The organism is Phenylobacterium soli, assembly GCF_003254475.1.
GTDB classification, from domain to species: Bacteria; Pseudomonadota; Alphaproteobacteria; order Caulobacterales; family Caulobacteraceae; genus Phenylobacterium; species Phenylobacterium soli.
This window is the reverse complement of sequence record NZ_QFYQ01000001.1, coordinates 612,799-629,165: the sequence shown is the minus strand read 5'-3', so window position 1 is coordinate 629,165 and position 16,367 is coordinate 612,799. Positions and strand designations below refer to the sequence as shown.

The 16,367-nt window shown below is 70.6% G+C and carries 19 protein-coding genes; 7 read left to right on the top strand and 12 right to left on the bottom strand.

Annotation, left to right across the window (positions count from 1 at the left end):
• Window position 1: 1 nt before the first annotated feature.
• Genes DJ017_RS03180 through nth form a run of 7 tightly spaced genes read right to left on the bottom strand, consistent with a single transcriptional unit; the run spans window position 2 to window position 4,809 of the window.
• The gene (locus tag DJ017_RS03180) at window positions 2-331 is read right to left on the bottom strand and encodes a phosphoribosyl-ATP diphosphatase (RefSeq protein ID WP_111527351.1); all 330 of its coding nucleotides are present in this window, start codon (window positions 329-331) and stop codon (window positions 2-4) included.
• Window positions 328-1,107, bottom strand: a complete 780-nt coding sequence (gene hisF / locus DJ017_RS03175; RefSeq protein ID WP_111527350.1) for an imidazole glycerol phosphate synthase subunit HisF — start codon at window positions 1,105-1,107, stop codon at window positions 328-330. The genes DJ017_RS03180 and hisF overlap by 4 nt, the downstream gene beginning before the upstream one ends.
• Window positions 1,107-1,829 carry a 1-(5-phosphoribosyl)-5-[(5-phosphoribosylamino)methylideneamino]imidazole-4-carboxamide isomerase gene (hisA, locus tag DJ017_RS03170; RefSeq protein ID WP_165830511.1) on the bottom strand — a complete coding sequence of 241 codons (723 nt, stop codon included), beginning with the start codon at window positions 1,827-1,829 and terminating at the stop codon, window positions 1,107-1,109. Before hisA ends, hisF begins: the two co-directional genes overlap by 1 nt.
• On the bottom strand, window positions 1,826-2,461 hold the full coding sequence (hisH, locus tag DJ017_RS03165; RefSeq protein ID WP_111527348.1) for an imidazole glycerol phosphate synthase subunit HisH: 636 nt from the start codon (window positions 2,459-2,461) through the stop codon (window positions 1,826-1,828). The genes hisA and hisH overlap by 4 nt, the downstream gene beginning before the upstream one ends.
• Window positions 2,462-2,471: 10 nt before the next feature.
• Window positions 2,472-3,062, bottom strand: a complete 591-nt coding sequence (gene hisB, locus DJ017_RS03160; protein WP_111527347.1) for an imidazoleglycerol-phosphate dehydratase HisB — start codon at window positions 3,060-3,062, stop codon at window positions 2,472-2,474.
• A 19-nt stretch (window positions 3,063-3,081) separates the two neighbouring features.
• Window positions 3,082-4,071, bottom strand: a complete 990-nt coding sequence (locus DJ017_RS03155) for an adenosine kinase (protein ID WP_111527346.1) — start codon at window positions 4,069-4,071, stop codon at window positions 3,082-3,084.
• Window positions 4,072-4,125: 54 nt separating this feature from the next.
• Window positions 4,126-4,809, bottom strand: a complete 684-nt coding sequence (gene nth, locus DJ017_RS03150; protein ID WP_111527345.1) for an endonuclease III — start codon at window positions 4,807-4,809, stop codon at window positions 4,126-4,128.
• A gap of 62 nt (window positions 4,810-4,871) precedes the next feature.
• Here nth and DJ017_RS03145 point away from each other — a divergent pair, with 62 nt between their 5' ends.
• Window positions 4,872-5,345: a DUF2244 domain-containing protein gene (locus tag DJ017_RS03145; protein WP_111527344.1), complete on the top strand. Its 474-nt coding sequence runs from the start codon at window positions 4,872-4,874 to the stop codon at window positions 5,343-5,345.
• 7 nt (window positions 5,346-5,352) lie between these two features.
• Here the strand turns inward: DJ017_RS03145 and hslU are convergent, their stop codons facing one another.
• The 3 genes from hslU to hslV are packed head-to-tail and all read right to left on the bottom strand — an operon-like array spanning window position 5,353 to window position 8,099.
• Window positions 5,353-6,657 (bottom strand): ATP-dependent protease ATPase subunit HslU, encoded by a 1,305-nt coding sequence (gene hslU / locus DJ017_RS03140; protein ID WP_111527343.1) that lies wholly within the window; start codon window positions 6,655-6,657, stop codon window positions 5,353-5,355.
• Window positions 6,658-6,685: 28 nt separating this feature from the next.
• Window positions 6,686-7,564, bottom strand: a complete 879-nt coding sequence (locus DJ017_RS03135; protein WP_111527342.1) for a nuclear transport factor 2 family protein — start codon at window positions 7,562-7,564, stop codon at window positions 6,686-6,688.
• Complete coding sequence (gene hslV / locus DJ017_RS03130; RefSeq protein ID WP_111529942.1) at window positions 7,551-8,099, bottom strand: ATP-dependent protease subunit HslV; 549 nt, start codon at window positions 8,097-8,099, stop codon at window positions 7,551-7,553. The genes DJ017_RS03135 and hslV overlap by 14 nt, the downstream gene beginning before the upstream one ends.
• 41 nt (window positions 8,100-8,140) lie before the next feature.
• Here hslV and DJ017_RS03125 point away from each other — a divergent pair, with 41 nt between their 5' ends.
• Complete coding sequence (locus DJ017_RS03125) at window positions 8,141-8,884, top strand: HesA/MoeB/ThiF family protein (protein WP_111527341.1); 744 nt, start codon at window positions 8,141-8,143, stop codon at window positions 8,882-8,884.
• A 10-nt stretch (window positions 8,885-8,894) separates the two neighbouring features.
• Here the strand turns inward: DJ017_RS03125 and DJ017_RS03120 are convergent, their stop codons facing one another.
• On the bottom strand, window positions 8,895-9,881 hold the full coding sequence (locus DJ017_RS03120; protein WP_111527340.1) for a 2-hydroxyacid dehydrogenase: 987 nt from the start codon (window positions 9,879-9,881) through the stop codon (window positions 8,895-8,897).
• 111 nt (window positions 9,882-9,992) lie between these two features.
• Here DJ017_RS03120 and DJ017_RS03115 point away from each other — a divergent pair, with 111 nt between their 5' ends.
• The 3 genes from DJ017_RS03115 to fabB are packed head-to-tail and all read left to right on the top strand — an operon-like array spanning window position 9,993 to window position 12,322.
• Complete coding sequence (locus DJ017_RS03115; RefSeq protein ID WP_111527339.1) at window positions 9,993-10,517, top strand: SH3 domain-containing protein; 525 nt, start codon at window positions 9,993-9,995, stop codon at window positions 10,515-10,517.
• 56 nt (window positions 10,518-10,573) lie between these two features.
• Window positions 10,574-11,089: a 3-hydroxyacyl-[acyl-carrier-protein] dehydratase FabA gene (gene fabA / locus DJ017_RS03110; protein WP_111527338.1), complete on the top strand. Its 516-nt coding sequence runs from the start codon at window positions 10,574-10,576 to the stop codon at window positions 11,087-11,089.
• Window positions 11,090-11,113: 24 nt separating this feature from the next.
• On the top strand, window positions 11,114-12,322 hold the full coding sequence (fabB, locus tag DJ017_RS03105; protein ID WP_111527337.1) for a beta-ketoacyl-ACP synthase I: 1,209 nt from the start codon (window positions 11,114-11,116) through the stop codon (window positions 12,320-12,322).
• Window positions 12,323-12,340: 18 nt separating this feature from the next.
• Here fabB and DJ017_RS03100 read toward each other — a convergent pair whose 3' ends face one another.
• Window positions 12,341-14,113, bottom strand: a complete 1,773-nt coding sequence (locus tag DJ017_RS03100; protein ID WP_111527336.1) for a chloride channel protein — start codon at window positions 14,111-14,113, stop codon at window positions 12,341-12,343.
• A gap of 118 nt (window positions 14,114-14,231) precedes the next feature.
• Between DJ017_RS03100 and DJ017_RS03095 the strand changes: the two genes are divergently transcribed.
• On the top strand, window positions 14,232-15,053 hold the full coding sequence (locus DJ017_RS03095) for an enoyl-ACP reductase FabI (protein WP_165830510.1): 822 nt from the start codon (window positions 14,232-14,234) through the stop codon (window positions 15,051-15,053).
• Window positions 15,054-15,070: 17 nt separating this feature from the next.
• Window positions 15,071-16,321 carry a UbiH/UbiF/VisC/COQ6 family ubiquinone biosynthesis hydroxylase gene (locus tag DJ017_RS03090; RefSeq protein ID WP_111527335.1) on the top strand — a complete coding sequence of 417 codons (1,251 nt, stop codon included), beginning with the start codon at window positions 15,071-15,073 and terminating at the stop codon, window positions 16,319-16,321.
• The last annotated feature ends 46 nt before the right edge of the window (window positions 16,322-16,367 follow it).

The following is a 16,367-nucleotide window of genomic DNA, read 5'->3' as shown; positions in this document are numbered from 1 at the left end:
CCTAAGAAGGATTGCGGCTGGCCTTCTCGGCGAGGCCGGAGGTTCCTTCCCGCGCTTCGAGCTTGGCGGCGACCTCGTCGAGGCTGACCCCGGCGGCGGCGAGCACCACCAGCCAGTGATAGACGAGGTCGGCGCTCTCGGCGGCGATAGCGTCCTTGTCGGTCCCGATGGCGGCGATGACCGTCTCGACCGCTTCCTCGCCCAGCTTCTTGGCCGCGCGCAGCGGATCCGACAGCAGCTGGGCGGTGTAGGACGCCCCCTGATCGGCGGCCCGGCGCTCGGCGATGGTGGCGGAGAGGCGCGCCAGGGCCTCGGCGAAACGCTGGCTCATGCGGCGGTCTCCAGATCGGTGCGGCGCACCGGCACGCCGGCGGCGGCCATGGCGGCCTTCACCTCGGAGATCGAGACCTCGCCGAAGTGGAAGATCGAGGCGGCGAGCACGGCGTCCGCCCCGCCGACCTTCACCGCGTCCACCATGTGCTGGGCGTTGCCCGCCCCGCCCGAGGCGATGACCGGCACGGACACCGCCGAGGTGATCGCCTTGAGGAGCTCGAGGTCGTAGCCGATCTTGGCGCCGTCGCGGTCCATGGAGGTGAGCAGGATCTCGCCGGCGCCGTGGGCGACCGCCTCGATGGCGTAGTCGACGGCGTCGAGGCCGGTGTCGTTGCGCCCGCCATAGGTGAAGACGCGCCATTCGCCGGGGGCGGTGGCCTTGGCGTCGATGGCGACGACCGTGGCCTGGCTGCCGAAGGCGTCGGCGCACTCCGAGATCAGGCGGCGGTTCTCCACCGCGGCGGTGTTGATCGAGATCTTGTCCGCGCCGGCCAGCAGCAGGCGGCGGGCGTCCTCCACCTTGCGGATGCCGCCGCCGACCGAGACCGGCATGAAGCAGACCTCGGCGGTGCGGGCCACCACATCGAGGATGATGCCGCGGTTCTCGTGGCTGGCGGTGATGTCGAGGAACATCAGCTCGTCGGCGCCGGCCGCGTCGTAGGCCCGCGCCTGCTCCACCGGATCGCCCGCGTCGCGCAGGGAGACGAACTGCACGCCCTTCACCACGCGGCCGTCCTTGACGTCCAGGCAGGGGATGACGCGCACCTTGAGCATCAGGCGGCCACCTTCAGGGCTTCGGCCGGGACGATGTCGCCGTTGTAGAGCGCCCGGCCGAGCACCGCGCCGGCGATCGGCGTGCCCTTGCGGGCCTTCAGCTTGACGATGTCCTCCACCGAGGCGAGGCCGCCGGCGGCGATCACCGGGATGGCCACGGCGTCGGCGATGGCCCCGAAGGCCTCGACGTTGAAGCCCATGGTGGTGCCGTCGCGATCGATGTCGGTGATGATCAGCGCCGAGACCCCGACGTCCTCGAAGCGCTTGGCGACGGTGATGGCGTCGAGGTCGCTGTCCTCGGTCCAGCCCTGCACGGCGACCTTGCCCGCCCGCACGTCGACGCTGACCGCGATCTGCTCGGGGAACAGGCGCGCCGCCTCGCGGACGATCTCCGGCTCGCGCACGGCGACCGTGCCGAGGATCACGCGGCTGACGCCGGCTTCGATCCAGCGCTCGATGTCGGCCAGGGTGCGGATGCCGCCGCCGAGCTGCACCGGAATGCTCACCGCTTCGAGGATGGCCTCCACGGCCTTGGCGTTCACCGCCTTGCCCTCGACCGCCCCGTTGAGGTCGACGACGTGCACCCAGTGGAAGCCGCCGTCCGCCCAGGCGCGGGCCTGGTCGGCGGGACTGGAATTGAAGACCGTGGCCTGGCCGAGGTCGCCGCGCACCACGCGCACGCACTGGCCGTCCTTCAGGTCGATGGCGGGATAGAGGATCAAGGGCGCCACTCCAGGAAGCGCTTGAGAAGCGCGAGGCCAGGCTTTTGCGATTTTTCGGGGTGGAACTGAACCCCTGCGACGTTGCCGCGCGCAACGGCCGCGGGGAAGCGGTCGCCATGCTCGGCATAGGCCATCACGTCCGCCGGATCGCTGGGGAAGAAGGCGAACGAATGGGTGAAGTAGACCGCCTCGCCGTTGCGGAAGGGCGCGAACAGCGGGTGGTCGGCGACGTCGGACAGGGCGTTCCAGCCCATGTGCGGGATCTTGATGGCCGGATCGGCGGGCTCGAGCTTGCGCACCTCGCCGGGAATCCAGCCAAGGCCGGGCGTCTCGCCGAACTCCAGGCCGCGGCTGGCCAGGAGCTGCATGCCGACGCAGATGCCGAGGAAGGGGACGCCCCGGCCATGAACGGCGGCCTCCATGGCCTCGATCACGCCGGCGCGCGCCTGCAGGCCGGCCATGCAGGAGGCGAAGGCGCCGACGCCGGGCAGCACGACCCGATCGGCCTTGGCGATGAGGTCCGGATCATGGGTGACCACGATCTCGGCCGTTCCCTCGGCGATCCGCGCCAGGGCTTTCTCGGCCGAGCGCAGGTTGCCCGACCCGTAGTCGATCAGGGCGACGCTCTGCATGGATGAGTTCCTAGAGCACGCCCTTGGTGGAAGGGGCGTGGCCGTGGGTCTTTGGGTCGAGCTCCACCGCCTGGCGCAGCGCGCGCGCGAGCGCCTTGAAGCCGCTCTCGGCGATATGGTGCGAGTTGGCCCCGTAGAGCGTCTCGAGGTGCACGCAGGCCCCGGCGTTCATCGCGAAGGCGTGGTGGAACTCCTTGAACAGCTCGGTGTCCATGTCGCCGACCTTGGGCGTGCGGAAGTCCACCTTCCAGATCAGGTAGGGCCGGTTGGACAGATCGAGCGCGCAGCGCGTCAGGGTCTCGTCCATCGGGATGTAGGCGTGGCCGAAGCGGCGCACGCCCTTGAAGCCGTCGAGCGCCTGCTTGATCGCCTGGCCCAGCACGATGCCGGTGTCCTCGACGGTGTGGTGCATGTCGATGTGCAGGTCGCCCTTGGTCTCGACCTTCAGGTCGATGCCGCCGTGGCGGGCGAAGCTTTCCAGCATGTGGTCGAAGAAGCCGATGCCGGTGGAGATCTGGGACACGCCGGTCCCGTCGAGATCCACGCTCACGCGGATCTGCGTCTCCTTGGTGTCGCGCGCGACCTCCGCAGTCCTGCTCATTGTCGGCGGCTCATGCCTGCTAGTATCCCTTCGAGGCCGCCAGCTCTTTGAGGCTGACCTGCGGCCGCGGTCCGTAGTGCGAGATCACCTCGGCCGCCGCGAGCGAACCCAGCTTGCCGCAGAGCTGCAGCGGACGCCCCCGCGCGAGGCCGAACATGAACCCGGCTGCGTATTGGTCGCCCGCGCCCGTCGTGTCCACGACTTTTTCCACAGGCTCGGCCGCCACGGTCAGGCGCTCGCCCTTGGTCAGGATCACCGAGCCGTGCTCGGAGCGGGTGACGGCGGCCAGGGTGACCCGTTCGCGCAGGGCGTTCACCGCCTCATCGAAGCTGGAGGTCTCGAACAGGGCGGTCACCTCCGCCTCGTTGGCGAACAGGAGGTCCACCTGGTTCTCGATGAAGCCGAGGAGGGCGCCGCGGTGGCGCTCGACCACGAAGCTGTCGGAGAGGGTGAGGGCGATCATCCGGCCGGAGCCGTGGGCCAGGGCGGCGGCCTTGGCGAAGGCCCGGCGGGCCGGTTCGGCGTCGAACAGATAGCCTTCGAGATAGGCGATCTTGGCCCCCTCGATCACCGCCGCATCCACGTCCTCGTCGGTGAACTGGGTGGAGGCGCCCAGATAGGTGCACATGGTGCGCTGGCCGTCGGGCGTGACATTGATCATCGACACCGCCGTCGCCGGGCCGCCGGCGAGCGGCGCATTGGCGAAGTGGGCGCCGATGGCGCGCATGTCGTGGGTGAAGACGCCGCCGAGCTGGTCGTCGGCGACCTTGCCGAGGAAGGCGCCCTTGCCGCCGAAGCTGGCGAGACCGGCTATGGTGTTGGCCGCCGAGCCGCCGGAGGTCTCCACCCCGGCCGCCATCTTGGCGTAGAGGGCCGCCGACTGGTCCTGGTCGACCAGCATCATGGCGCCCTTGGTCAGACCCTGGCCGGTGATGAAGTCGTCTTCGGCCGGCGCGATCACGTCGACGATGGCGTTGCCGATGGCGGCGACGTCATAGAGGTCTGGCATGCTTGAGCTTTCGTTCGCAGGACCGGGCGGACTTAGCGGTAATGCGCCGCCTTGTCAGCGGCCGACGAACAGCTTGCGGCTTGGGCAGAGGTCGGCGACCGGGCATTCCTCGCATTTCGGGCGCCGGGCGACGCACACGTAGCGGCCGTGCAGGATCAGCCAGTGGTGGGCGCGGGTCAGGTAGGGCTGGGGCACGACCTGCTTCAGCTCCAGCTCCACCGCGTCCGGCGTCTTGCCGGCGGAGAGGCCCAGCCGGTGGGAGACGCGGAAGACGTGGGTGTCGACGGCGATGGCCGGTTCGACGCCGAGCTCGTTGAGCACCACCGAGGCCGTCTTGCGACCGACCCCGGGCAGGGCCTGCAGCTTCTCGCGCTCCAGCGGCACCTCGCCGCCGTACTGGTCGACCAGGATGCGCGAGAGGGCGATGACGTTCTTGGCCTTGGTGTTGAACAGGCCTATCGAGGAGATGAACGGCTTCAGCCCCTCCTCACCGAGCGCCAGCATCTTCTGCGGCGTGTCCGCGACCTCAAAGAGCCGACGGGTGGCCTTGTTGACCGAGACGTCGGTGGCCTGGGCCGAGAGCGCCACGGCGACCACCAGGGTGTAGGGGCTGTCGTACTCCAGCTCGGTGCGCGGATCGCTCTCCTGGGCCTCGAACCGCTCGAACAGCTCGGCGATGCGCGCCTGCTCGGCAGGCTTGAGCGTCTTGCGGGCGGGCGCTTTGGCGGGCTTGGCCATGGGGCTGCTATCCCACAAGGGGGAGTGGAGCGGAAGCGGCCGGCGGCTTATCCTGGCTCGGCATGCACGGCCCGCTCTACATGGACGCCGAGATCCGGCCCAACCGCTCGCTCACCGAGCGCGGGTTCATCGTGCTGATCTCGGTGGTGACGGCGGCCAATGTGGCCAGCGCGGCGGTGTTCGTCTCCATGGGGGCGACCTTCGTGCCGGTGTTCCTCGGCTTCGACGTGCTGGCGGTGATCGTCGCCTTCTGGGCGAGCTTCCGCTCGGCGCGGCGCATCGAGCGGGTGCAGGTCTCCTCCCGCGAGGTGCGGGTGGTGCAGCAGACGCCCAGGGACACGCGGCTCGTCTGGGAAAGCCCGACGGCCTTCACCCGGGTGCGGGTCGAGACCGACGACGGGCGGGCGGTGGGCGTGAAGCTGCTGCTCTCCGGCCGCGAGATGGACGTCGCCGCCGCTCTCAGCCCGCGCGAACGGGCCCAGTTCGCCGAGGCGCTGGAGCGGGCCATCTGGCGGGCCCGGCGCGAGCGCGGGTGACCGGCCGCTAGAGGATGAACTTCGACAGGTCGGCGTTCTTTGCCAGGTCGCCGATGCGGCCGGTGACATAGGCGGCGTCGACGGTCACGGTTTCGCCGGATCGGTCGGCGGCGGAGAAGCTGATCTCCTCCAGCACCTTCTCGAGCACGGTCTGCAGCCGGCGCGCGCCGATGTTCTCCACCGCCCCGTTCACCTGCACGGCGGCGTCGGCCAGGGCGTCCACGGCGTCTTCCGTGAAGACGAGCGTCACCCCTTCGGTGGCCAGCAGCGCCTGGTGCTGGCGGATCAGGTTGGCCTCGGGCTCGGTGAGGATGCGGCGGAAGTCCTCGCGGGTGAGGGCCTTCAGCTCGACGCGGATCGGCAAGCGGCCTTGAAGCTCCGGCAGGAGGTCCGAGGGCTTGGCCACGTGGAAGGCGCCGGAGGCGATGAACAGGATGTGGTCGGTCTTCACTGGCCCGTACTTGGTGGCGACGGTGGTCCCCTCGATCAGGGGCAGGAGGTCGCGCTGGACGCCTTCGCGCGAGACGTCGGCGCCGGCCCGCTCGCGGTTCGACGCGACCTTATCGATCTCGTCGAGGAAGACGATGCCCTGGTTTTCGGCGAGTTCGAGGGCTTCCTGGGTCAGGGCCTCCTGGTCGACCAGCTTGTCGCTCTCCTCGGCGATCAGCGGCGCCCAGGCGCCGGAGACGGTGGTCTTGTGGGTCTTGGTGCGGCCGCCGAGCGCCTTGCCAAAGATGTCGCCGAGGTTGAGCACGCCCATCGAGGCGCCGGGCTGGCCGGGAATGTCCATCATCGGCAACGCCGGGCCGCTGTCGGCCACCTGCAACTCCAGCTCCTTGTCGTCGAGCTCGCCGGCGCGGAGCTTCTTGCGGAACGCCTCGCGGGCGGCGGTGGAGCCGGGGCCGGTGAGGGCGTCGAGGATGCGCTCCTCGGCGGCGGACTCGGCCTTGGCGCGCACGGCCGCGCGGCGCTTCTCGCGGACCATGCCGATGGCGCTCTCGACGAGGTCGCGGACGATCTGGTCGACGTCCCGGCCGACGTATCCCACCTCGGTGAACTTGGTGGCCTCGACCTTGAGGAACGGCGCCTGGGCCAGGCGCGCCAGGCGGCGGGCGATCTCGGTCTTGCCCACCCCGGTGGGGCCGATCATCAGGATGTTCTTCGGGGTGACCTCGTCCCGCAGGTCCTGCGGCACGTGGCGGCGGCGCCAGCGGTTGCGCAGGGCCACGGCGACGGCGCGCTTCGCCTCGGCGTGGCCGACGATGTAGCGGTCGAGCTCGGAAACGATCTCGCGGGGGGAGAACTCGGTCATCGGCCTTAGATAGTCACGACTTGCCCGATTATGACTTCTGGGGCGGCGAGGGGAGCAGCTCGTCGAACAGCAGCCGCCAGCCGGCCGCGTCGTTGCGCCAGATCCTGACGTAGTGGCCGCGCCGTTCCTGTCCGTCCGTCGTCCATTTCGCGGCGCCGTAGGTCCAGGCGAGGTCGCCGGCCGAGGAGGCCTGGCCGCCGAGCGGCGAGAAGCTGACTGCGGTGGGGCGCGTCGCCAGCTCCGTCTCGATCTCGGCGCGGCTCGCCGGCGGCCTGGCTTTCGAGCCGACCACGCGGGCGTCGTCCGCCAGGACGGCGAGGTAGGCGCCCTTGAGGTCCTTGGCCGCGCCGGCCGCCAGGGCGCTCTCCGCGTGGCTGACCTGCTCCATCGCCTTGGCCGGGGCGCCGGCGGCGCGGGCCGCGGCCCTGGCGTAGGTCACCGGCGAGTCCTGCGGCGCCGCTCCGGTCGGATCGCTGGGCGGGCCGCCGTCGAACAGCCACTTCCAGCCGCCGTCCGGCTGGCGCGCCCAGACGGTGAAGTACCAGGCGCGCGGGGCGTCATTGACGCTGAACGGGCCGGTGGTGAAGCCGAGGTCGCCGGACCGGGCGATCCCGGCCCAGAGCGGCCACCAGACGAGCTTCGTCGTGCCGCCGTCGGGCGCCGCGCCATAGACCGCCTGGGCGAGCTGGGGCTCGGGATTGAAGACGATGCCGGTCGGCGCGGAATGCTTGAGGAAGCTCTGCTTGACGCCCAGCGCCAGGCCGTCGGCGGCGAAGGCCCGCTCGGCGGCGACCACCTGGGCCGGATCGGCTTTGGAGGCCATGTGAGGCGCAGCCCAGGCGGCCGAGGGCAGGACCAGGGCGGCGGCGAGGCCGGCGACGAGGGCCGCCGCGTCAGACGGTTTCAACGACGAGCTCCCGGTTGGTGTAGACGCAGATGTCGGCGGCGATGCCCATGGCCTTGCGGGCGATCGCCTCGGCGTCGAGGTCGGAGTCCATCAGGGCGCGGGCGGCGGCCAGCGCATAGTTGCCGCCAGAGCCGATGGCGGTGACCCCGCTCTCGGGCTCCAGCACATCGCCCATGCCGGTGACGGTGAAGATCTCGGTGGCGCTGGCGACGATCAGCATGGCCTCGAGCCGACGCAGGTAGCGGTCGGTGCGCCAGTCCTTGGCGAGATCGACGCAGGCCCGGGCCAGCTGCTCGGGATATTGCTCGAGCTTGGCCTCGAGCCGCTCGATGAGGGTGAAGGCGTCGGCGGTCGCCCCGGCGAAGCCGGCCACGACCTTGCCGCCCGCCAGCCGGCGGACCTTTCGGGCGTTGCCTTTGACGATGGTCTGGCCCATCGAGACCTGACCGTCGCCGGCGACGACGGTTGCGCCGCCCTTCCGGACGGCCAAGATGGTGGTCCCGTGCCAGTTCGGGTGCGGAGCGGCGTCGGACATGGCCGCCGATGTGGCCACGGCTCTAGGACAGGTCAAGTTACATGGTCTTCACCGACCAGGAGATCGAACGCTATGCACGCCACCTCGTGCTGCGCGAGGTGGGCGGGCCCGGCCAGCAGAAGCTGAAGAGCGCCAGCGCCCTGATCGTCGGGGCCGGCGGACTGGGCGCCCCGGCCGCCCTCTACCTGGCCGCGGCCGGGGTCGGCACGATCATCCTGGCCGACCCGGACGACGTGGATCTGTCCAACCTGCAGCGCCAGGTGATCTACACCGAGGAGGACCTCGGCCGGCCCAAGCCCGAAGCCGCCGCCGACCGCCTTGCGGCGCTCAATCCGCACATCTTCGTGGCCGGCTTCAACGGCGCCTTCTCCGACGAGACGGCGGACAAGCTGGTCGAGGGCGTCGACCTGGTGCTCGACGGCACCGACGACTTCGCCACCCGCTTCTGCGTCAACGCCGCCTGCGTCCGGCACGGCAAGCCGCTGGTCTCCGGGGCGATCGGCCGCTGGACGGGGCAGGTGGGCGTCTATCCCGGGCGGCCCTGCTACCAGTGCCTGGTGCCCGAGATCCCGCCGGACGCCGAAACCTGCTCGGCCGTCGGCGTGGTCGGCGCCCTGGCGGGGGTGATCGGCTCGATGATGGCCCTGGAGGCGATCAAGCTGATGACCGGGGCGGGCGAGCCGCTGACCGGCCGGCTGATGATCTACGACGCGCTCGCCGCCGAGACCCGGACGGTGAGGGTCGCCGCCGATCCGGAGTGCCCGGTGTGCGGCGGGGGCGCCTAGAGCCCCTCGCCTACAGCATCTGGGGCAGGACGCGGTCCGGCGGCTTGTGACCGTCCATCCAGGTGCGGATGTTGATGATCACCTTCTCGCCCATGTCGATGCGGCCCTCGATGGTGGCCGAGCCCATGTGGGGCAGCAGCACTGCGTTGGGCAGCTTGAGCAGCTTCGGATTGATCGTCGGCTCGAACTCGAAGACGTCGAGCCCGGCGCCGGCGATCGCGCGGCTCTCCAGCAGGTCGGCCAGGGCCTGCTCGTCGATGATCTCGCCGCGGGCGGTGTTTATGAGGATGGCGTGCGGCTGCATCAGCTTCAGCCGCCGGGCCGAGAGCAGGTGATAGGTGGCCGGCGTGTGCGGCGAGTGCACCGTGATGATGTCCATCCGGGCCATCATCTGGTCGAGGCTCTCCCAGTAGGTGGCCTCCAGCTCCTCGGCGATGCGCGGCGAGACCGGCTTGCGGTTGTGATAGTGGATCTGCAGGCCGAAGGCCTTGGCGCGGCGCGCCACCGCCTGGCCGATGCGGCCCATGCCGATGATGCCGAGCCGCTTGCCGGTGACCCGATGGCCCATCATCCAGGTCGGCGTCCAGCCGACGAACTGGCCCGCCTCCACCGCCCGCACGCCCTCCACGATCCGGCGCGAGACGGCCATGATCAGGGCCATGGTGAGGTCGGCGGTGTCCTCGGTGAGGACGCCGGGGGTGTTGGTGACGGCGATGCCCCTGGCCGTGGCGGCGGCGACGTCGATGTGGTCGACCCCGGCCCCGAAGTTGGCGATCAGCTTGAGCTTGTCCCCCGCCTTGGCGATCAGCTCGGCGTCGATCTTGTCGGTGATGGTCGGCGCCAGCACCTCGGCGCGGCCGACCGCGTCCTCGAGGCGGGCGCGCGTCATCGGCTCGTCTGAGAGGTTGAGCTCCGCGTCGAACAGCTCGCGCATCCTCGTCTCCACCGGATCGGGGAGTTTGCGCGTGACGATGACTTTCGGCTTGCGGGCGGGCATGTGCGACTTGAAAAGGGGACGTGCCTTGAGCGCTGCTTCGGCCGCGCCTGGGGCTTCACTTGAGCACCTCTAGCAAAGGGGCTCCGAGCGGCCAAGGCGAGCCGCGCGGGAATGGGGATCGGGTTGACGCGGCGGACAGCTTCCTTGGTGGGCGCCACCCTCGGTTTTCTGCTCGCGGCGAGCGCCGTCCCGAGCGCGGGCGCCGAGCGCCAGACCCCCTCGGGCCTGCCGGTGCCGCGCTACGTCTCCCTAAAGTTCGACCGGGTGAACGCCCGCGCCGGCCCTGGCGACGACCACAGGCTGCTGTGGGTCTACACGGTGAAGGGCCTGCCGGTGCAGGTGGTGGCCGAAACCTCCGAGTGGCGGCGCGTCTGCGATCCGCAGGGCGGCCTCGTCTGGGTGCACAAGCGGACGACTGACGGCCGCCGCATGGTGATGAACACCCGCGAGGCGCGGGTGACCCTGCTCCGCAGGCCCAAGCCGGACGCCAAGCCGGCGGCCTTCCTGAACTCGCGGGCGCTGGCGGCGTTGGACCGCTGCGAGAAGGGTTGGTGCCGCGTGAAGGCCGACGGCGTCTCGGGTTGGGCTCGGGAGGGCGACCTCTGGGGCACGGCCGAAGCGCCGCAATGTCATTGAGCCGTCGAACCGGCTCATGCTAGGGGCCTGACGCCTCAAGGGAACGAAAACACCAGATGACCAGCGTCAAGGCCAAGGACCATTACAGCTTCGACGAGCTCATGGCCTGCGCCCGCGGCGAGATGTTCGGCCCGGGCAATGCGCAGCTTCCGGCTCCGCCGATGCTGCTGTTCGACCGCATCATCAAGATCACGGACGAGGGCGGGAAATACGGGCTCGGCTACATCGAGGCCGAGTTCGACATCAATCCCAAGCTCTGGTTCTACGACTGCCACTTCATCGGCGACCCGGTGATGCCGGGCAGCCTCGGGCTCGACGCCATGTGGCAGCTGGTCGGCTTCTTCCTCGGCTGGATCGGCGGCAAGGGCCGCGGCCGGGCGCTCGGCTGCGGCGCGGTGAAGTTCGCGGGCGAGGTGACGCCGGACAAGAAGCTGGTCACCTACAAGATCGACATGAAGCGGGTGATCAACCGTCGCCTCGTCATGGGCATCGGCGACGGGGTGCTGGAAGCCGACGGAGAGCCTATCTATACGGCGGAAGACCTGCGCGTCGGCCTTTATCAGCGGTCGTAAGAATCGCGCAGACGGGAAGGAAGCATGCGCCGCGTCGTCGTCACCGGGATCGGGGTCGTGTCCTCGATCGGCAATAACGCCAACGAGGTCCTCGCCTCCCTGCGCGAGGCCAAGTCGGGCATCGTCGCCGCGCCGGAATACGCCGAGCTCGGCTTCCGCAGCCAGGTCCACGCCCCGCCGCAGATCGACTGGGAGTCGATGGTCGACCGCCGGGCGGCCCGCTTCCTCGCCCAGGGCACGGCCTTCGGCCACATCGCCATGGAACAGGCGATCGCCGACAGCGGCCTCGAGGACGGCGACATCTCCAACGAGCGCACCGGCCTCATCGTCGGCTCCGGCGGCGCCTCGACCCGCTCGATCATCGAGGCGGCCGAGACCGCCCGCACCAAGGGCCCCAAGCGCGTCGGCCCCTTCGCGGTGCCCAAGGCGATGAGCTCGGGCCCGTCGGCGACGCTGTCGACCTGGTTCAAGATCCGCGGCCTGAACTTCTCGATCTCCTCCGCCTGCGCCACCTCCACCCACTGCATCGGCACCGGCTACGAGCAGATCGCGATGGGCAAGCAGGACATCGTCTTCGCGGGCGGCACCGAGGAGATCGACTGGACGCTCAGCGTGCTGTTCGACGCCATGGGCGCGATGAGCTCGAACTTCAACGACCGGCCGGCGGTGGCCAGCCGCGCCTACGACAAGGACCGCGACGGCTTCGTGATCGCCGGCGGGGCCGGGATCGTGGTGCTCGAGGAGTACGAGCACGCCAAGGCGCGCGGCGCGAAGATCTATGGCGAGGTGGTGGGCTACGCCGCCAACTCCGACGGCTACGACATGGTCGCCCCGTCGGGCGAGGGCGCGGCGCGCTGCATGCGCCTGGCGATGCCCAACGACAGGCGGCCGATCGACTACCTCAACACCCACGGCACCTCGACGCCGGTGGGCGACATCAAGGAGATGGAGGCCGTGCGCGCGGTGTTCGGCGACAAGGCCCCGCTGATCTCCTCGACCAAGTCCCTGACCGGCCACAGCCTGGGCGCGGCGGGCGCGCAGGAGGCGATCTACTGCCTGCTGATGCTCAACAACGGCTTCGTCGCCGAGAGCGCCCACATCGACACCCTCGACCCAGCCTTCGCCGACCTGCCGATCCTGACCAAGCGCCACGACAAGCCGATCGAGACGGCGATGTCGAACAGCTTCGGCTTCGGCGGCACCAACGGCTGCCTGGTGATGAGCCGGGTCTAGACCCCCCGGCCGCGCCGCTCAGCCCTTGGCCTCGCCGTAGATCTCGAGGTGCTGGCGCTCCAGCTCCGAGGCGTAGCGGCGGGTGACGTAGGCCTCGCCGACCAGCCCCAGCACACGGCCCTCCTCGTCCACTACCGCCAGGTCGTCGGCCTCGGCCGCCTGAAAGGCGCGCATCACCGCCTCGATGTCCTGGTCCGGCGCCAGGGTCGCCTGCTGCTGGACCGCCAGGCTGGCGGCCTTGGCGTCGGGGTGGACGTCGTCGGCGAAGGCGGAGGGCGTCAGGAGGATGCCCGCGTAGCGGCCGGCGTCGTCGGTGAGGATCACCCGCGAGGTGGAGCCCAGGGGGAAGCGGCGGCGGAACTCGGCGATGTCGCCGTCGGCCGGGAAGACGCGCGTGTCCTGGCGCATCATGCGGCCCGCCGTGAGGGTGCGGATCCAGCCGACGTCGCGGGCGGAGCGGATGGTCTCGCCGCGCAGGTGAAGACGCCAGGTGGAGAAGGAGTAGCCGAACCGCTCGCGCACCACGGTCGAGGCGATCAGGGCGGCGGCGAGGGTGGCGGCGGCGACGCCGAAGTCGCGCGTCGCCTCCAGCACCAGGAAGCTCATCGTCAGGGGCCCGCCGACGATGGACACCGCCAGCGCGCCCATGCCCACGAGGGCCGCGTTCTGGGCTGAGACCTCCGTCGCCATCGGAATGTAGGCGATGGAGCGGGCGTAGATCTGGCCGAGCAGGGAGCCCAGGAACAGGGAGGCGAAGAACAGGCCGCCGCGGAAGCCGAAGCCCAGGGCCGTCGAGGAGGCCAGGATCTTGAGGCAGAACACCGTCGCCAGGAAGGCGATCGAGGCGTCCATGGACAGGTCGAGGTGCAGCGCCCCGTGGCCGGCCGACATGGTCTGGGGCGAGGCGATGGCGAGGCCGGCGAGGATCACGCCGCCGATCGCCGGCTTGAGGAACGAGGGTCCCGGCATCAGCCGCGCCAGCTGATCGACCCGGGCGGTCAGCCGCATGATCACCACGCCCGCCAGGGCGCAGACGAGGCCGAGCCCCCCGTAGAGCAGGTAGGCGGCGATGTCGGGCGCGCGCAGCGCCTGGACTTGGATCACATAGGGGATGCCGCCCAGCGCCTGGGCGGTGACGACGCTGGCCAGGGAGGCGGCGGCCACGGGCGCGATCGCCGAGGGCGTGTAGGAGCCAATGACGATCTCGAAGGCGTAGAAGGCGCCGGTGAGCGGCGCGCCGAAGGCCGCGCCGATGGCGGCGCCCGCTCCGGCGCCGACGAGGATGCGCATGTCGTGGCGGCGCATCTTCAGCCGCTGGGCGGTGAAGGAGGCGGCCGCCCCGCCCGCCTGGGCATAGGCGGCCTCGAGGCCAACCGAGCCGCCGACGCCGTTGGAGATCAGGGTCTGGGCGCAGACGATCGCGCTGTCCGAGAGCGGCAGGGCGCCGCCGTGCAGCGCGTTGGCCTCGACCACGTCGATGAGCGGGGCCTGGCGCCGGCGGCGCACCAGCCAGGAGACCAAGCCCAGCACGAGGCCCCCGAGCGGCAGCCAGATCATGTCGATGAGCTGGATGCGGGCCGTCGCCGAGAGATGCTCCTCGAAGTCGATCCCGTAGAACCACATCTGCAGATAATGGGCGATGCGCGCCTGGAAGACCGCCAGCAGGCCGGCGGCGGCCCCGACGCCGATCGACAGCACGATCAGCCAGAGCTCGCTTTCGCGCAGCCTCCGGCGCAGTCCGGCCAGGAACCGGGCGGGTCGCGGTCGCGGGAGATAGGGGATCTCGGCCATCGCTCCTGCCCGGTATCGCCCAGCCCGGGCGGGAAATGAAGCCTTTCAAGCCCAGGCTTGCCTAAGCCGGCCGCCCCGTCCACAAACCGCGGACCGGGAGAAGCGAGGGAGAGCCCACGTGGCCGAAGACTACCAGATGCCCAAGGGCGAGCTGATGAAGGGCAAGCGGGGCGTGATCACCGGGGTCGCGAACCACCAGTCCATCGCCTGGGGCATCGCCAGCCAGCTCGCCGCGCAGGGCGCCGAAATGGCCTTCCTGCACCTGCCGGGCATGGAGCGGCGCGTCGAGCCTCTCGCCGAGCAGGCGGGGGTCAAGGTCCTGGCGCCCATGGACGTCACCGACGACGCCTCGATGGACGCGGCGTTCGACACGGTGAAGAACGCCTTCGGGACGATCGACTTCTTCCTCCACGCCATCGCCTTCGCCAACAAGGACGAGCTGAAGGGCTCGTTCGTCGAGAACACCACCCGCGAGGGCTTCCTGCGGGCCATGAACATCTCGGCCTTCAGCTTCGTGGACTGCGCGCGCCGCGCCGCGGCCCTGATGCCCGAGACCGGCGGCTCGATCGTCACCCTGACCTACATGGGTTCCGAGCGGGCAATCCCGAACTACAACACCATGGGCGTCGCCAAGGCCGCCCTGGAGGCCGCGGTGCGCTACGCCGCCCGCGACCTCGGCCCCAGGAAGATCCGCGTCAACGCGCTCTCGCCGGGAGCCATGAAGACCCTGTCGCTGGCCGGCATTTCCGGCGGCCGCGGCATGCTGGCCAAGGGCCGCTCGCTGTCGGCGATGAGGGAAGACACCTCGATGGAGGGCGTCGCGGGCGCCGCCCTGTGGCTGCTGTCCGACCTCGGGCTGTCGACCACCGGCGAGGTGGTCCACGTGGACGCCGGCTTCCACATCATGGGCTTCACGGAAGACGAGGGCGGCGAGGGCTGACCCTTTCGGAGTGCGACATGGCGAAGTTCGACGCCGATGTGATCATCGCCGGGGCCGGCATGGCCGGGGCGACCCTGGGCCTGGCGCTCGCCAAGGCGGGGCTGAAGCCCCTGCTGATCGATCCCGTCGCCTTCGACGCCCAGATCGCCCCGACGTTCGACGGCCGGGCCTCGGCCATCGCCTACGCCAACTTCCGCCAGTGGCGCGCGCTCGGGGCCGCGCCGCATCTGGAGCCGCACGCCCAGCGTATCGAGCAGATCCTGGTCACCGACGGCCGCCTGCCGGGGGCCTCGGCGGGGGCTCATTCGCCCTTCTTCCTGCGCTTCGATTCCGAGGAGATCGCCGACCGCTCGGAGGGCGAGCCGCTCGGCTACATGCTGCAGAACCGGCACACCCGGGCCGGCCTCGCCCAGGCGCTGCTGGACGCCGGGGTCGAGGTGCTGGCGCCGGCCCGCGTCGTCGGCGCCGAGGCGGGGCCGCGCGAGGTGTCGGTGTCGCTGGCCGACGGCCGCACGCTCACCGCGCCGCTGGTGGTGGGCGCCGAGGGCCGCGGTTCGGTGATCCGCGAGCAGGCCGGGATCGGCACGATCGGCTGGGACTACCGCCAGGTGGGCGTCGTCGCGACGGTCAAACTCGACCGGCCGCACGAGGGCGTCGCCCACGAATACTTCCTGCCCTCGGGCCCGTTCGCCATCCTGCCGCTCACCGAGGACCGGGCGAGCCTCGTGTGGACCGAGAGCACGAGCCGGGGCGCGGCCCTCAAGTCGGCGCGCGACGAGGTCTTCCACGCCCACCTGCAGCGCCGCTTCGGCGACTTCCTGGGCGAGGCCAAGCGCCAGGGGCCGGTCTTCACCTATCCGCTCAGCCTGCAGCTCGCCGAGCGGCTGACCGCGCCGCGCATCGCCCTCCTGGGCGACGCCGCCCACGGCGTGCACCCGATCGCGGGGCAGGGGCTGAACCTCGGCCTCAAGGGAGCGGCCGCCCTGGCAGAGACCATCGTCGAGGCCGCGCGCCTGGGCGAGGACTTCGGCTCCGAGGCCGTGCTGGAGCGCTACGCGGCCTGGCGGCGGTTCGACACCGCCTCGCTCTCGGCCGGCATGGACCTGTTCGTGCGGCTGTTCTCCAACGACAACCCGCTGCTGCGGCTGGGCCGCGGCCTCGGCATGTCGGCGGTCAACCGCATTGGCCCGGCGCGCAAGTTCTTCATGCAGGAGGCCGGCGGCGCCGTCGGCGACCTGCCGCGGCTGCTCCGCGGCGAGGCGCTGTAAACGCGATGCTCCCCCTCAGGGGGAGCTGTCCGAAACGGAGTAAGGG

Coding starts and splice junctions, on each gene's coding strand:
- DJ017_RS03180 (WP_111527351.1), bottom strand. CDS start 331: ATGAGCCAGCGTTTCGCCGAGGCCCTGGCGCGCCTCTCCGCCACCATC.
- hisF (WP_111527350.1), bottom strand. CDS start 1,107: ATGCTCAAGGTGCGCGTCATCCCCTGCCTGGACGTCAAGGACGGCCGC.
- hisH (WP_111527348.1), bottom strand. CDS start 2,461: ATGCAGAGCGTCGCCCTGATCGACTACGGGTCGGGCAACCTGCGCTCG.
- hisB (WP_111527347.1), bottom strand. CDS start 3,062: ATGAGCAGGACTGCGGAGGTCGCGCGCGACACCAAGGAGACGCAGATC.
- DJ017_RS03155 (WP_111527346.1), bottom strand. CDS start 4,071: ATGCCAGACCTCTATGACGTCGCCGCCATCGGCAACGCCATCGTCGAC.
- nth (WP_111527345.1), bottom strand. CDS start 4,809: ATGGCCAAGCCCGCCAAAGCGCCCGCCCGCAAGACGCTCAAGCCTGCC.
- DJ017_RS03145 (WP_111527344.1), top strand. CDS start 4,872: ATGCACGGCCCGCTCTACATGGACGCCGAGATCCGGCCCAACCGCTCG.
- hslU (WP_111527343.1), bottom strand. CDS start 6,657: ATGACCGAGTTCTCCCCCCGCGAGATCGTTTCCGAGCTCGACCGCTAC.
- hslV (WP_111529942.1), bottom strand. CDS start 8,099: ATGTCCGACGCCGCTCCGCACCCGAACTGGCACGGGACCACCATCTTG.
- DJ017_RS03125 (WP_111527341.1), top strand. CDS start 8,141: ATGGTCTTCACCGACCAGGAGATCGAACGCTATGCACGCCACCTCGTG.
- DJ017_RS03120 (WP_111527340.1), bottom strand. CDS start 9,881: ATGCCCGCCCGCAAGCCGAAAGTCATCGTCACGCGCAAACTCCCCGAT.
- DJ017_RS03115 (WP_111527339.1), top strand. CDS start 9,993: ATGGGGATCGGGTTGACGCGGCGGACAGCTTCCTTGGTGGGCGCCACC.
- fabA (WP_111527338.1), top strand. CDS start 10,574: ATGACCAGCGTCAAGGCCAAGGACCATTACAGCTTCGACGAGCTCATG.
- fabB (WP_111527337.1), top strand. CDS start 11,114: ATGCGCCGCGTCGTCGTCACCGGGATCGGGGTCGTGTCCTCGATCGGC.
- DJ017_RS03100 (WP_111527336.1), bottom strand. CDS start 14,113: ATGGCCGAGATCCCCTATCTCCCGCGACCGCGACCCGCCCGGTTCCTG.
- DJ017_RS03090 (WP_111527335.1), top strand. CDS start 15,071: ATGGCGAAGTTCGACGCCGATGTGATCATCGCCGGGGCCGGCATGGCC.